This is a genomic window from Mucilaginibacter sp. GW822-FHT03E02 (assembly GCF_058801545.1).
This window is the reverse complement of the sequence record NZ_JBXANJ010000002.1, coordinates 924,114-937,243: the sequence shown is the minus strand read 5'-3', so window position 1 is coordinate 937,243 and position 13,130 is coordinate 924,114. Positions and strand designations below refer to the sequence as shown.

The 13,130-nt window shown below is 41.5% G+C and carries 11 protein-coding genes; 6 read left to right on the top strand and 5 right to left on the bottom strand.

Features of this window, described 5'->3' with window-relative positions; all coding sequences use genetic code 11:
* The first annotated feature begins 112 nt into the window (after nt 1–112).
* A complete protein-coding gene (locus AC1RM2_RS30620; RefSeq protein ID WP_492988937.1) occupies nt 113–1,399 on the top strand; it encodes a citrate synthase in 1,287 nt (428 codons plus the stop codon).
* Nucleotides 1,400–1,634: 235 nt separating this feature from the next.
* On the opposite strand, the gene AC1RM2_RS30615 is transcribed toward AC1RM2_RS30620, so the two are convergent.
* The 4 genes from AC1RM2_RS30615 to AC1RM2_RS30600 form a co-directional block, all read right to left on the bottom strand.
* Nucleotides 1,635–2,657 carry a SusE domain-containing protein gene (locus AC1RM2_RS30615; protein ID WP_492988936.1) on the bottom strand — a complete coding sequence of 341 codons (1,023 nt, stop codon included), beginning with the start codon at nt 2,655–2,657 and terminating at the stop codon, nt 1,635–1,637.
* 79 nt (nt 2,658–2,736) lie between these two features.
* A complete protein-coding gene (locus AC1RM2_RS30610) occupies nt 2,737–3,672 on the bottom strand; it encodes a RagB/SusD family nutrient uptake outer membrane protein (protein WP_492988935.1) in 936 nt (311 codons plus the stop codon).
* Between the two features lie 17 nt (nt 3,673–3,689).
* On the bottom strand, nt 3,690–4,331 hold the full coding sequence (locus AC1RM2_RS30605; RefSeq protein ID WP_492988934.1) for a hypothetical protein: 642 nt from the start codon (nt 4,329–4,331) through the stop codon (nt 3,690–3,692).
* A 20-nt stretch (nt 4,332–4,351) separates the two neighbouring features.
* Complete coding sequence (locus tag AC1RM2_RS30600) at nt 4,352–7,297, bottom strand: SusC/RagA family TonB-linked outer membrane protein (protein ID WP_492988933.1); 2,946 nt, start codon at nt 7,295–7,297, stop codon at nt 4,352–4,354.
* A 347-nt stretch (nt 7,298–7,644) separates the two neighbouring features.
* On the opposite strand from AC1RM2_RS30600, the gene AC1RM2_RS30595 reads away from it, so the two are divergent.
* From AC1RM2_RS30595 to AC1RM2_RS30580, 4 genes are all read left to right on the top strand, one after another.
* Nucleotides 7,645–8,814 carry an alpha/beta hydrolase-fold protein gene (locus tag AC1RM2_RS30595; RefSeq protein ID WP_492988932.1) on the top strand — a complete coding sequence of 390 codons (1,170 nt, stop codon included), beginning with the start codon at nt 7,645–7,647 and terminating at the stop codon, nt 8,812–8,814.
* Between the two features lie 121 nt (nt 8,815–8,935).
* Nucleotides 8,936–10,828 carry a RecQ family ATP-dependent DNA helicase gene (locus tag AC1RM2_RS30590; RefSeq protein WP_492988931.1) on the top strand — a complete coding sequence of 631 codons (1,893 nt, stop codon included), beginning with the start codon at nt 8,936–8,938 and terminating at the stop codon, nt 10,826–10,828.
* 268 nt (nt 10,829–11,096) lie between these two features.
* Nucleotides 11,097–11,696, top strand: coding sequence for a GIN domain-containing protein (locus tag AC1RM2_RS30585; protein WP_492988930.1), 600 nt, complete (start codon nt 11,097–11,099; stop codon nt 11,694–11,696).
* A 502-nt stretch (nt 11,697–12,198) separates the two neighbouring features.
* Nucleotides 12,199–12,387 carry a hypothetical protein gene (locus AC1RM2_RS30580; RefSeq protein ID WP_090652016.1) on the top strand — a complete coding sequence of 63 codons (189 nt, stop codon included), beginning with the start codon at nt 12,199–12,201 and terminating at the stop codon, nt 12,385–12,387.
* A gap of 235 nt (nt 12,388–12,622) precedes the next feature.
* Here the strand turns inward: AC1RM2_RS30580 and AC1RM2_RS30575 are convergent, their stop codons facing one another.
* Nucleotides 12,623–12,760, bottom strand: coding sequence for a hypothetical protein (locus AC1RM2_RS30575; protein WP_492988929.1), 138 nt, complete (start codon nt 12,758–12,760; stop codon nt 12,623–12,625).
* A 92-nt stretch (nt 12,761–12,852) separates the two neighbouring features.
* Here AC1RM2_RS30575 and AC1RM2_RS30570 point away from each other — a divergent pair, with 92 nt between their 5' ends.
* Nucleotides 12,853–13,101, top strand: a complete 249-nt coding sequence (locus AC1RM2_RS30570; protein WP_492988928.1) for a hypothetical protein — start codon at nt 12,853–12,855, stop codon at nt 13,099–13,101.
* Nucleotides 13,102–13,130: the final 29 nt, after the last annotated feature.

Sequence of the window (13,130 nt, the reverse complement as noted above, 5' to 3'; positions counted from 1 at the left end):
AGAAGAGGGGTAATTTAATAATTTTGCAGTTAAAAATTTACAAATAGTAAATTATCTTAGCGGGTATTAATACGCAGATTTAATTACATTTGTTGCAGATACAAAAATTTCTATGTCGGAAACAGCAGAGCTAAAAATTGGTGATAAAACATTTGAACTCCCGGTAATTGAGGGTACAGAAGGCGAAAAAGCAATAGATATTTCAAAACTAAGAGATCAAAGCGGTTACGTAACGCTGGATATCGGCTACAAAAATACGGGCGCTACCAAAAGCGCTATTACTTTTTTGGATGGCGAAAAAGGCATCCTTAAATATCGTGGTTACTCTATAGAACAGCTGGCCGAGAATGCCAGTTTTATTGAGGTAGCTTACCTTTTGATATACGGTGAATTACCTAAAGAACAAGAACTGGCCGATTTTCAATACCAGATAAGCCGCCATACCCTGGTTCATGAGGATATGAAGAAGTTTTTTGATGGTTTTCCGTCAAAATCACATCCTATGGGCCAATTGTCGTCGTTAATTGGCGCACTGGCTGCTTTTAACCCCGAATCGTTAAAACCCGGATTATCTGCTGATGAAGTGAACCTGGAGATCATGAAGCTGCTGGCCAAAATGAGCACCGTGGTATCATGGATCTACAAAAAATCATTAGGTCACCCGGTTGTTTACCCTCAAAACAAATACGACTACGTTACAAACTTCCTGTACATGACGTTTGCCGAGCGTACAGAAGATTATAAAGTTGATAGGGTAGTGGTAGATGTAATGAACAAATTACTAATACTGCATGCCGATCATGAGCAAAACTGCTCAACCTCAACAGTACGTATTGTGGGCTCATCGGATGCTAATTTATACGCCTCTATTTCGGCGGGTATTTCGGCACTTTGGGGCCCTCTGCACGGTGGTGCCAACCAGGCGGTGATAGAAATGCTCGAGAAAATTAAAGACGACGGCGGAGATACCGATAAATGGATAGCCAAGGCAAAAGATAAAAACGATCCTTTCCGCTTAATGGGCTTTGGTCACCGCGTGTATAAAAATTTCGACCCGAGGGCTAAAATCATTAAGAAAGCTTGTGATGACATATTAGAAAAATTAGGCATTAATGACGAGGTACTGGAGATAGCCAAAAAACTGGAAGAAGTTGCCCTGAAAGATCCATATTTTGTTGAGCGTAAGCTGTACCCTAATGTTGATTTTTACTCAGGTATTATTTACCGGGCTTTAGGTTTCCCAACTGAAATGTTTACCGTATTGTTTGCCCTTGGCCGCTTACCAGGCTGGATTGCCCAATGGAAAGAGATGAAAGCCAACAAAGAGCCCATTGGCCGCCCGCGCCAGATTTATACCGGCGATACCGACAAAGAGTATAGGGATATAAAGGAACGGTAGTTTTTTGGTTCATTAGTTCACTGGTTCATTGGTCTGCTTGTTTAGATCGGCAGCTTATGATAAAGCAATAAAGAAAAAAGCGATTGGTAAACCCGATCGCTTTTTTTATGTAGTCAATAGCCTGCGTACAAGACCAATGAACTAATGAACCATTGAACCAATGAACTAAAAAGAAAAAGACCCGCTGGTTTTCACCGGGCGGGCCTTTCAAATCAATCAACCGTAAATAAGTATCTTATAGTTTTGTAATAGTATAAGTATTGGCGTTGGCATCAAGTACTATTTTGTAGTTGCCGCTTGCCGCCACATCAATGTTTGGTCCGTTTTGGGTAAGGCCGGATGTTGGGCCGCCAAGGTTAAAGTCCCAGCCATGATTAAATCTGAATTTGAATTGTTTGCCACCAACAAGGGCAACGGTAACAGCGTATTTTTTTGTTCCTGCATCATAGGTCATATCGGTATCATCGCTCCAGCCACCTGGTGTAGCATCGCCAATAACAGCCCATATTTGTTTGGTAGCAGTAAACGTCATTTTATCTGCGTTTAAGTCAAGATGCAAAGCATATAAACCAGCCGATGGAACAGATAAGTTGCCACCAGAGGTACTTACCTTGCCGCTGCCTGCGTCGCCATAGGCTACATCCCAGGTTCTTTTAGGTGTAATTTTAAACTCAAGATTACCCGGGGTATAAGCAACGAAACCATCGTAAATGTTATCGCTGTTTGGCGATTTTAAGCTATCTGCCGTTGCCGGGCTCCATCCCTGGTAAGCACCGGGTACATATACGTAGCTGGCCAGTTTGTAAGGCTTTACCGTTAACGTAAGCACATTTGTGTACGATATTGAGTTAGCTGCAATAGCAGATTTAACACGCACTTCCAGATCGGTACTGTTGTCATAAGATAGCGCCATAGTAAGTAATATTGCGTTTAAACTGCCAACAGTGTATGACTGCGTAGTTCCGCTTAAAGCAACCTCGGTTAGTTTGGTTGATTTAAAGCTGCTGCCTTTTACATCTATTTGCAAGGTGTAGCTAACTTTTGCAGCATACCCGGTAACCGAAGTGGCGGGCCATGAAAAAGTAACTGCAACATCAGTTGCATGATCCTTTGACAACACAGGAGCGGTAGATGTAGCCGCTAATGTACCTGCCTTGCCAACGTTTGCAACCACCCTTGTTTCATCCTTTTTACAGGATGGCAGCAATAATAGCCCAAGGCTGCTTATCGCTAAAATTTTGGTTAAAAGTCTTTTCATTTTTCTCTTTTAATCTGTTTAATAAATGTTTTTATAAAGTACCATAAGGCACTTTGCGCCTTATGGTAAGTAATGAATGCTATTTATAACCCGGGTTTTGTTTTAAAGTAGGGTTGTTAACTATATCTGCTGATGGTATTGGCATTAGGTTAAGATCGGTAGATACACTTGTACCGGCTTTAACGCCACCTTTCCAGGCCCAGATGTAATCACCACCGGCAAATTTGCCAAAACGGATCAAATCTGTCCTTCTGTGCATTTCAAACAGGAACTCGCGGCCTCTCTCATCAAGTATGAAAGGAAGTGTTAGTTGTAGCGCTGTGATATTACCGGTTACACTACCATTATAAGCTCTTGTACGTATCTGGTTTACATATTGTAACGCTGTAACCAGGTTGCCACCAGCACCGCCGCGCAAAACAGCTTCGGCATAAATCAAATAGGCATCAGCTAAACGGAACATCGGGAAATCTGTGTCCGGGAAGTTACCGGTTGCGTCAGAACCCACAGCTCCTGTCGAGGTTACATTTCTGAATTTTTGGATGGCATAACCGTCAGTAAAGGTGTACTCGTCGTTTATCTCCAGATTTTGTCCATCTGTAAAGAAAAGAGCCCTTTTATCGGTATTTCCGCTTGCGTCGCTAAATAAACTTACATACTGTTTTGTCGTACGCAAACCAGACCAGCCTCCATTAATACCAAAGTCGGAAGGAGTCATTTTACCGCCAACCTGGGCATGTACAAGGTATGTAATGCCGCCGTACCCGGTTGTATGGATACCGTCAAATGTAATAGGGAAAATTATCTCGTTTGATTTGTTGTTATCGGCAAGGAACAGGTTTTTAAAATTAGGTTCCAAAGTATAACCGGCAGATATTACTTTGCTGGCATAAGTTATAGCATCGGTGCTTCTGTCTGTACCTGTATAAACTTTGGCGTTAAGGTAAAGTTTAGCCAGTAACATCCAGTTAGCTGCCTTATCGGCGCGGCCATACTCAAAACGAGGTGCCCCCATGTCTGCTTCGCAAGTTTTTAACTCACTTTCAATGTATGCGAAGATTTCGGCACGTGATTTTGCTTTGGAAAAAATACACCCACAACGTCATTTTCGGTTACAAATGGTATGGAGCCGAAAAGGTCAATGCCATGCCAATAAGCTAACGCTCTTATGAAGCGGGCTTCCGCACGGTATTGTTTTGCTAATGTGAGGTTATCCCCGGTAATACCATTGCCTGATAATTTATCGTCGGTTGTTTGACGGATAAATTCATTTGATATTGAAATGGTGTAAAATATCCGGTTATACATGGCTGTTATAAATTCGTTTTGCGAATTCCAGGTCATGTTGTGCAAGTTATGAATGGTGCCATCATTCCATACAATAGCGGCTTCGTCTGTGGTTAATTCCTGCATGTTGTAATATTCGCGCAGGTAATTGCTAAAGCCTTCATCAATACCCGCGATATCGGCATTGCCTGCAGGGCCTTGTTGTCCGCTTAACGCAAATGATGTATATAGTTTTGCCAGTATAGATTTATAATTGCTAAAATCTTTATATACCTTATCTGTGGTCACCGCATTTTTCGGCGTCAGATCTTTTTTACATGATGTTAAATTAACCGATAAACCTATCGTTGCGATAGCTAACAGTTTAATTAAATTTCTTCTTTTCATATCTATATCTGTTTATGAAATTATAAGCTCAGGTTTAAACCAAGGGTGTATACTCTTGGACGCGGATAGAAGTTGTTGTCCACACCGCCATTTACTTCAGGATCAAGGCCTTTGTATTTAGTGATCACAAATACGTTATTCACATTAAATGACGCCCTTAAATTGTGCGTTCCTTTAATGTGAAAGGTATAACCTAAGGTAGCATAGTCCATACGTACAAATGACGCGTTTTCTACATAGTAGTCAGAGTACAATTGGTATTGCTGGAACTGTGTTTGTAAAACGCTTGAAGGAAGGTTGCCCAGATAGCCCGAGAATTTTAATCCGGCATAAGCGCCGTTAGCCGCCGACTGTGCATTGTACAGATAGTTACCGAGGTTGGCCCTTGCACTGAATCCTAAATTCCATTGTTTATAGGAGAAATCTGAATTGAATCCCATAAATACCTTTGGTTCAGATTGTTTGTATAAATATTTGTCGTCAGATGAGCTTCCGTTTTTGTTTCTGTCAACATACACTCCTTCAAGTGGAAGGCCATTTTGGTCATAAACCTGTTGATATACATAAAATGCGCTCGGACTTTGACCTGCTTTGTATAAACCAATGGTGTTTCCAACACCGCCAGGAATGCCAGTTACAGCAATGGTTTGATTAGGGTCGCTTGTTAAGGATATATTGGTGATCTTTCGTTTATTTAGAGACAAATTGTAACCAAGTTTCCAGTTAATATCTTTTGTTGCAACGGCGATAACATTGATATTGAAATCTACACCTTTAGTGGTAAGGTTACCAATATTTGCAAGTATATAGTTACTAAGGTTAGTACCTGCGGGTATTGGGGTATAAATTAAAAGGTCTTTGGTTTTTTTGTTATAAAACTCAATAGTACCGTTCACTCTCCCGTTAAACAGCCCATAATCAAGGGCCAGATTGGTAGTAGCAGTTGATTCCCATTTTAAATTTGCATTATACCTGTCCGAGCGTAAGGTATTTACAAAGGTACTCCCAAATTGGTACTGCGCAGCAGTATTACTTGGCTCATAAACGGCCAGGTATGGGAAATAGTCACCACCATCCTGCTGACCGGTGATGCCGTATCCTGCTTTCAGTTTTAAGTCTGATAAGAAATCAACTCCTTTTAAAAACGACTCTTCTTTTGCTCTCCACGCAAATGCAACAGATGGGAAATATCCGTTTCTATGTAATTCAGAGAAACGTGATGACCTATCGTCTCTTATAGTTGCAGTAAGCAAATATTTTTCGTTGAAAGCGTAATTTAAACGTGCAAACGGCGACTCAATATAATATTGGCCATATGATGGTGAGGCTGCGCTGCCCACAGGAGTGGTTTTATCGGCTTTATACCCCTGAAATGTGCGATAATAGCTATTGAAATATTGGTAAGAATAGCCTGCCTGCAAATCTAAATGGCTCTTAATTTCTTTAAAATCTTTGGTGTATTTTAAATAATAGTCGGTATTGTAAGTATACAATTCGCTAAAATAATGCGAATATGAACCTCCTTGAGCAAAATTAGAGGCTGCAGATGCAGGTATAAAAGTATATCCTTTACCATCACTTAAATCGCCGCCAACAGTAGCGTTAAATTGCAGTTCTTTCAAAAACGGGAAAGTATAATTAACATTTAAGGTACCTATTCCCCTGGTTGCCCTGCCTTGGGCATCTTGTTGGTTTAATAAGCCAACGGGGTTACGTGGGGCAAGGGTATTTGGATTGCCACTACCATCGAGCCACTCAAAATAACCACCATATTTGCTTTTATCATTTGAGTACACTGGTTGAGTTGGGTCAAATGCAATGGCATTGCCAATAGCGCCGGCAGCAAAATGGCTTAAGGTATGTGAACCTTTCAAGTTTAGGTCTACTTTTAAGCTGTTGTGTAAAAAATCGTGACTTATGTTAAAAGCAACGGTAGTTCTTTTTAAATTATCGGTTTTAACTATCCCATCCTGATCCAGATAGCCAACTGATAGTCTGTAAGGCAACCCTTTTATGCCGCCAGTGATACTCAAGTTATTATCGTAAGTGTAAGCCGGGCGGTAAATTAAACTTTGCCAATCGGTATTTGCGGTACCCAACAAGCTGGCCTGACCGGGGCTTTGCGCTTTTACAGCGGTGCGAAATTGGTCGGCGCTCAAAACGCTTACTTCTTTGGTTACTTTTGATAAAGATGATTTTGAATCGAAATCAATATGCAACTTACCATCTTTCCCTTTTTTAGTAGTAATGATAATTACGCCGTTGGAGGCACGCGAACCGAAAATTGCTGTGGCTGATGCATCCTTGAGGATATTGTAAGACTCGATGTCGTCGGGATTGATTAAGCTTAAAGGATTAGATACCCCACTGATACCATTATTACTTAGTGGTATTCCGTCAACTACAATAAGTGGATCATTGCTGCCTGTTAAAGAAGCACCTCCACGGATGCGGATGGTACTTCCCGAACCCGGCGCACCGCTGTTTGATGTAATTTGCACACCAGAAACTTTACCGGTAATTAATTGCTCAGGTGTAGTTACTGGTCCCTGGTTAAAATCCTTGGCCGAGATTGAAGTTACCGAGCCGGTAAGATCTTTCTTCTTTTGGGTACCGTAACCTACTACAACCACTTCGTTAAGATTTTGATTGTCGGGTTTCAATGAAAAGTTAACCTCGATAGCTGTATTACCTACTGTTACAGCTTTCCTTAAAGCCACATAACCTAAAAATTTAGCGGTTACGGTAACGTTCCCGGTCTTAACACCGGTAATGGTGTAGTTACCATTGCCATCGGTAGTTGCACCTATGGTTGTACCGTCAATAGTAACGGCAGCACCGGGCAGGGGTGCGTTGGTTTCGTCTAATACTTTCCCTTTAATGCTTCCTGTTTGGGCAAATGCCATCACTGACATCATTAGAAAGGCACAAAGAAGAACGTACTTTTTTGAGTAATTTTTTCTCATTTACTTTTTGGGTTTTTGTGAATAAAAAAGGCTTAATTAGCCGGTGTTAAATTGGTCTGATAATTTTGCTGAAACAGCACGCGACTAATTTACATTTAGAAATAATAAAAGCAAATTTTATATAAAAGATAATTTTGACCGGATTAATTAAGTTATAATTAACTTTAATGAAACAGTAAACAGAGTGGTACTTTTAATACTTTTTGCCTTTTTTTGTGGGAAATTTGCAAACTGGCTAAGATTTGTACAAAACTAAGTGTCAAAATTACACAATAGGCAATTTTACTAATATGTAACGATTTTCCGGGAACGTTCCCGGAAAATAATTGTCAACAAAACAATTAATAATGATAAAAAAAATATTTTTCTGCGCGTTTTGGGTTTTTGCTCAAACTTTTTTGCTTTTCGGACAGGTAAAAACAACCTTTAAAACGGGTAAAATAGCACCCCTGAAAGGCTCATCCGAGGCCCTGTTTTTGGCAGGTAATTTTAATGGATGGAACCCGGCCGACAGTGCCTGGAAACTGATACCGGATGGTAGTGGAGGCTACCAGCTTTTAACAGCGATGCCTAAAGGTATTTATAACTACAAAGTAACCCGTGGCAGCTGGGATAAAGTGGAATGCACTGTAACCGGCAGGCCGGCCGATAACCGCAGCCTTATAATTACCGGCGATACTACAGTAGTTTTAGATGTTGCCGCCTGGCAGGATAATTTTGCCGCGGTCGAAAAAAAACACACGGCTACCGCGCAGGTGCATATCATCAGCGATAAATTTGAAATGCCCCAGCTGGGCAGGGAGCGCCGTATATGGATTTATCTGCCGGCAAATTATACTTCATCGAAAAAAAGGTACCCGGTTATTTATATGCACGACGGGCAAAATCTTTTTGATAATTATACCAGCGGTTACGGAGAGTGGGGGATTGACGAATTGCTGGATAAAGTATCACAAGAAAAGCAGTGTATTATAGTTGGCATTGATCATGGCGGCGATTTCAGGATCACCGAGTATGATCCTTACGATTCAAAATATGGCAAAGGGCGGGGTGATGACTATGTAGAATTCCTGGTAAAAACGCTAAAACCTTATATCGATACACATTATAAAACCTTAGCCGATGCAAAATACACTACAATAGCAGGCAGCTCGATGGGGGGCCTTATATCAATGTACGGCACATTAAAATATCCGCATGTATTTGGCAACGCCGGCGTATTCTCGCCCGCTTTTTGGATAGCGCCCCCGATTTACGATCTGGCTAAACAGAAAGCTATCAGCAATAAAACCCGTTTTTATTTTGTTTGTGGCGATGCCGAAAGCGAAGACATGGTTTTGGATATGCAAAAAATGGCATCGATAATAAAGAATAATGGAGCTAAGCCCGAAAACGCCCCCGTAACCATCATCAAAGGTGCCAGCCACAACGAAAAGCAATGGCATGGCGACTGGCCGGAATTTTATAATTGGTTGATGGAGCCCGGAAGTCCAAAAGTCGGGAAAGTCCGAAAGTAGCCTCAGATCTGAGCTCACGGATATCCGGCAATTTTTGTTTTTTTAAAAACCGCGACATTGTACCTGCCCGACATTTATTATCTTTCGGACTTTACCGACTTACGGACTTTCCGACCAACAAATGACTATTGAAGAAATATTAAAACAGTACTGGAACCATGATCATTTCAGACCGATGCAGGCCGAGATCATCAAGTCTGTTTTATTAGGTCATGATACCCTGGCTTTGCTGCCTACAGGTGGTGGTAAATCTGTTTGTTTCCAGGTGCCTGCGTTAGCTAAAGAGGGGGTATGCATCGTCATATCACCGCTGATTGCCCTGATGAAAGACCAGGTTGAAAACTTAAAAGATAAGGGAATTAATGCCGTAGCCATCGTGTCTGGAATGGGCCGGCGCGAGATTGACCTGGCACTGGATAACTGTATATATGGCACGGTTAAATTTTTATACCTGTCGCCCGAGCGGTTGCTATCAGAGTTGGTTCAGGAACGGATAAAATACATGAAGGTTAACCTGATAGCGGTTGACGAAGCGCACTGTATCTCGCAATGGGGCTATGATTTTCGCCCACCGTACCTGCACATTGCCGATTTACGCCAATTGCACCCCAACGTACCTGTGCTTGCCCTTACCGCCACAGCTACGGCCGATGTTAAACAGGACATCCAGAATAAGCTGCAATTTAAAAATCCGGTTATTTATCAGCAAAGTTTTGAGCGCAGCAACATCAGCTACGTTGTTCAGGATGCCGAAAACAAATTCAGGCGGATGCTGGATATAGCCAAAGGGGTTAAAGGCAGCGGCATTGTATATGTGCGTAGCCGCAAGGATGCCGCCGAAATTGCCAAATACTATAACGAAAATGGCATCAAAGCTGATTTTTACCATGCCGGCCTGCCAATGGACGAACGAGCCGACCGCCAGGAAGACTGGAAAAATAACCGCACGCGGGTAATTGTAGCCACCAACGCTTTTGGGATGGGTATTGACAAGCCGGACGTTAGGTTTGTTATCCATAAGGATATGCCCGAAAGCCTGGAAGCCTATTACCAGGAAGCCGGCAGGGGAGGCCGTGATGGACAAAAGGCTTATGGCGTGTTGTTGTACACCCATGCCGACAGGCTGCGACAGGAAAAGTTGTTTGAACTCAATTTTCCAACTGTTGATGAAATTAAGCACGTTTACCATTGCCTGGCCAATTACTATCAACTGGCGTACGATGCAGGCGAGGGCCTCAGCTTTGATTTGGACCTGGGTGCATTTTGCAGCCGTTTTAAGCTGGATGCTATAAAAACGCTAAATGCCTTAAAGTTTTTGGAAAAAGACGAGTACCTATCGTTCAATGAAAGTGTTTTTCTGCCATCGAGGTTCAGGTTTGAGGTGGTTAACGAGGTGTTGTACAACTTCCAGATTCAGAATGCGGGCTGGGACCCGTTTATAAAAACGCTTTTGCGATCATACGGGGGCGCGTTTGAAAATTATGTTAAAATAAAAGAATATGACCTGTCAAGACGTACAACATTAAGCGTTCAGCAGGTTGTTGAAGGTTTGTTGCAGCTGCAGCAGTTTGGCTTAATAAGCTACCTGCAGCAAACAGATAAACCACAGGTTACTTATTTAAAAGCGCGGCAGCAATCAAACAGGCTTTTTATCAACAAAAACTACATCCAGGAGCGTAAGGAAACCTACCGCCAAAAAATGGAGGCGGTTTTTGCGTATGCTGTTCATAAACAGTGCCGCAGCCAAATGTTGCTGGCTTACTTTGATGAACCCAACGCCCGCAAATGTGGCATCTGCGATGTTTGCCTCGACGAAAAGCGCCACAAAAACGAAGATGAACTGTTTGATAACATTACCAACGAAGTTGTACAACTGCTCAGCATCTCAACCCCCGATATCGGTACATTGATAACCACCATCAACATCGGTACCGAAAAAGATAAAATGGAAACCATCCGACTGCTGCTTGATGCCGGCAAAATAAAAACCGACGGGGAGAAGTATTACTTATAGTCATTGGTCATTTCGCTTCGCTGTCATTAGTCATTTGCATCGCTGTCATTGGTTATTATATAATTTTCTGTAACAGGGTACTCACAACTCGCTCCTGGTAACAAAATTCCTCCACAATTCACCGTGTAAATTATACGCTTCACCGACAAAAAACCGGCGTACAACTAATACACCGGAAACGGCTGTAACGATTTTTAGTGGAGATCGTCATATAGGTGTATTTAAAAAACAACAAAAATAATTACTTGACAATCAAAATATTAATACCATGAAAACTAACTTAATAGCCATTTTTACAGTAATAGTTACCGTATTGGGCATCACAAATTCAACTTACGCATCTGTAGATAATAACAACAATAAAGGCGTAGTTTTAACCGATATCAGCAACATCAATAAAATAGAAGTTTACGGTAACGTACAGGTATACGTTACTACCGGGGCAGCCGACCAGGTAAAGGTTTACAACCAATATTATGCCGAAAGCGCCTTGGTACAATCACAAAAAGGTGTATTGAGGATATCATCATACAAAACCGAAAAACTGGTGGTTTGGGTTACTGCAAAAGAGCTTTCCTCAATAACCGCTTACGATAACGCTGAAATAAAATCATTCGGAAACCTATCCGCCATCGAGCTCGATGTTAAACTATACAACAATGCATCAGCTGATTTGAAATTAGATGCCTTTAGCACCCGTGTTACCATGAATGATCGTTCAAAAGCAAATTTAAGTGGTAATGTAACCGAATATAGCCAGGTACACAACATAGCGTCAAGCGTTAACCGCACTTACCTGGTAACCGAAACCGCCACCGATAAATTAACCGGTGCACCAGCCAAAGCCGCCGAATATGCAGGAATATAATCTCTTTAGTTCACTGGTTCATTAGTTCATTGGTCTTGTCTGTTGGATTACCAGACAGGGCCGATGAACTTTTTTATTGTAGCTTAAAGATTTTGCCCGGCATGCCCGCGTTCCAATGACCAATGACCAATGACCAATGACCAATGACCAATGACCAATGACCAATGACCAATGACCAATGACCAATGACCAATGACCAATGACCAATGACCAATGACCAATGACCAATGACCAATGACCAATGACCAATGACCAATGAAATGTGGTAAAAAATCGTATATTTGCATAATAACGGAAAATTATAGCTATTTCCTCATAGCCGCCACTGTCAATTTTTATTGATCAGGGTTCATTTTTATCCCCGCTGATACCGTTGCTGCCCGGAAATTAATTGATGAGATCCTCTTCATGTGATACCAAATACTGAACGTGAGTTCTGTTGATCAGATTGATATTGTTGCAAACCAGGAAATGCGCATTGTTTAACTAAATTATAATAAACATGGCTAAATCGCAGGCAACCTTCATGAAAAAACAACTCGAAAAAAATCGTCAGAAAAAAAAAGAGGATAAAGAACAACGTAAACTGGAGCGCCAGCAAAACGGCGGCGGCAGCGACCTGGACAGTATGATGGCCTACGTTAATGAGTTTGGCGAAATTGTATCTACTCCCCCCGAAAAAAAAGGATAATCCATCCGCTTACAATATTATGTAGTGTAACACAATGAATGTTTACACTACATAAAAAATTGTAAGTTTTTATATAAAATACGCTTCATGTTAATTCCTTTAATTGACAGCTTTACGGGTGATGTCTCAGTTTGATGTTATTCCGAAAAATCTGCAACATTTAAATTGAACCTTTTTAGTTTTTAATTGTCGTACCTAAAAATACCTACGATTAAATTGCTATGAAAATCAACTTTTACTTACTGGTTTCTATTGCTTTAATGGCATCCTGTTCTGGTGGCAATAACGTGGCCGATAACGATACAACAATTTCAGAACTTTCGCCGGCCGACACGCAATTGGGCAGTGCAGCCAATGCCCCGGCTATAAACATGCGGTATTGTTTTTTTTTATACGGAAGGCGACAAGGCGCAGGATACTACGCTTGTAAGTATTTATATAAATGGCGATAAAGTTACCGGCAACATGAACTGGACGCCGAAAGAAAAAGACACCCGCAAGGGAACGTTAACAGGCACACTTGCCGGTAATGCTATTAAGGCAATATGGAACTTTAACCAGGAAGGCAGCGTCGACACTATGGCTGTTGAATTTCAGTTGCGCGGAAACGCCCTTGCGCAAAAGCCATACATTTATAATCCTACAACCGGCAGGCAGCAAACCAACAGCGCGGCTGCTTATAGCGTAATTTACAATATGAAAAATTGTAAGTAATTATTAATTTAGATAAAATTATCACCATC

What these genes read in the sequence shown, in the direction of transcription:
- AC1RM2_RS30610 (WP_492988935.1), bottom strand. Translation starts at nt 3,672, where the DNA reads ATGGGGGCACCTCGTTTTGAGTATGGCCGCGCCGATAAGGCAGCTAAC.
- AC1RM2_RS30580 (WP_090652016.1), top strand. Translation starts at nt 12,199, where the DNA reads ATGGCTAAATCGCAGGCAACCTTCATGAAAAAACAACTCGAAAAAAAT.
- AC1RM2_RS30575 (WP_492988929.1), bottom strand. Translation starts at nt 12,760, where the DNA reads ATGTTTATAGCCGGGGCATTGGCTGCACTGCCCAATTGCGTGTCGGCC.
- AC1RM2_RS30620 (WP_492988937.1), top strand. Translation starts at nt 113, where the DNA reads ATGTCGGAAACAGCAGAGCTAAAAATTGGTGATAAAACATTTGAACTC.
- AC1RM2_RS30600 (WP_492988933.1), bottom strand. Translation starts at nt 7,297, where the DNA reads ATGAGAAAAAATTACTCAAAAAAGTACGTTCTTCTTTGTGCCTTTCTA.
- AC1RM2_RS30585 (WP_492988930.1), top strand. Translation starts at nt 11,097, where the DNA reads ATGAAAACTAACTTAATAGCCATTTTTACAGTAATAGTTACCGTATTG.
- AC1RM2_RS30615 (WP_492988936.1), bottom strand. Translation starts at nt 2,657, where the DNA reads ATGAAAAGACTTTTAACCAAAATTTTAGCGATAAGCAGCCTTGGGCTA.
- AC1RM2_RS30595 (WP_492988932.1), top strand. Translation starts at nt 7,645, where the DNA reads ATGATAAAAAAAATATTTTTCTGCGCGTTTTGGGTTTTTGCTCAAACT.
- AC1RM2_RS30570 (WP_492988928.1), top strand. Translation starts at nt 12,853, where the DNA reads ATGAACTGGACGCCGAAAGAAAAAGACACCCGCAAGGGAACGTTAACA.
- AC1RM2_RS30605 (WP_492988934.1), bottom strand. Translation starts at nt 4,331, where the DNA reads ATGAAAAGAAGAAATTTAATTAAACTGTTAGCTATCGCAACGATAGGT.
- AC1RM2_RS30590 (WP_492988931.1), top strand. Translation starts at nt 8,936, where the DNA reads ATGACTATTGAAGAAATATTAAAACAGTACTGGAACCATGATCATTTC.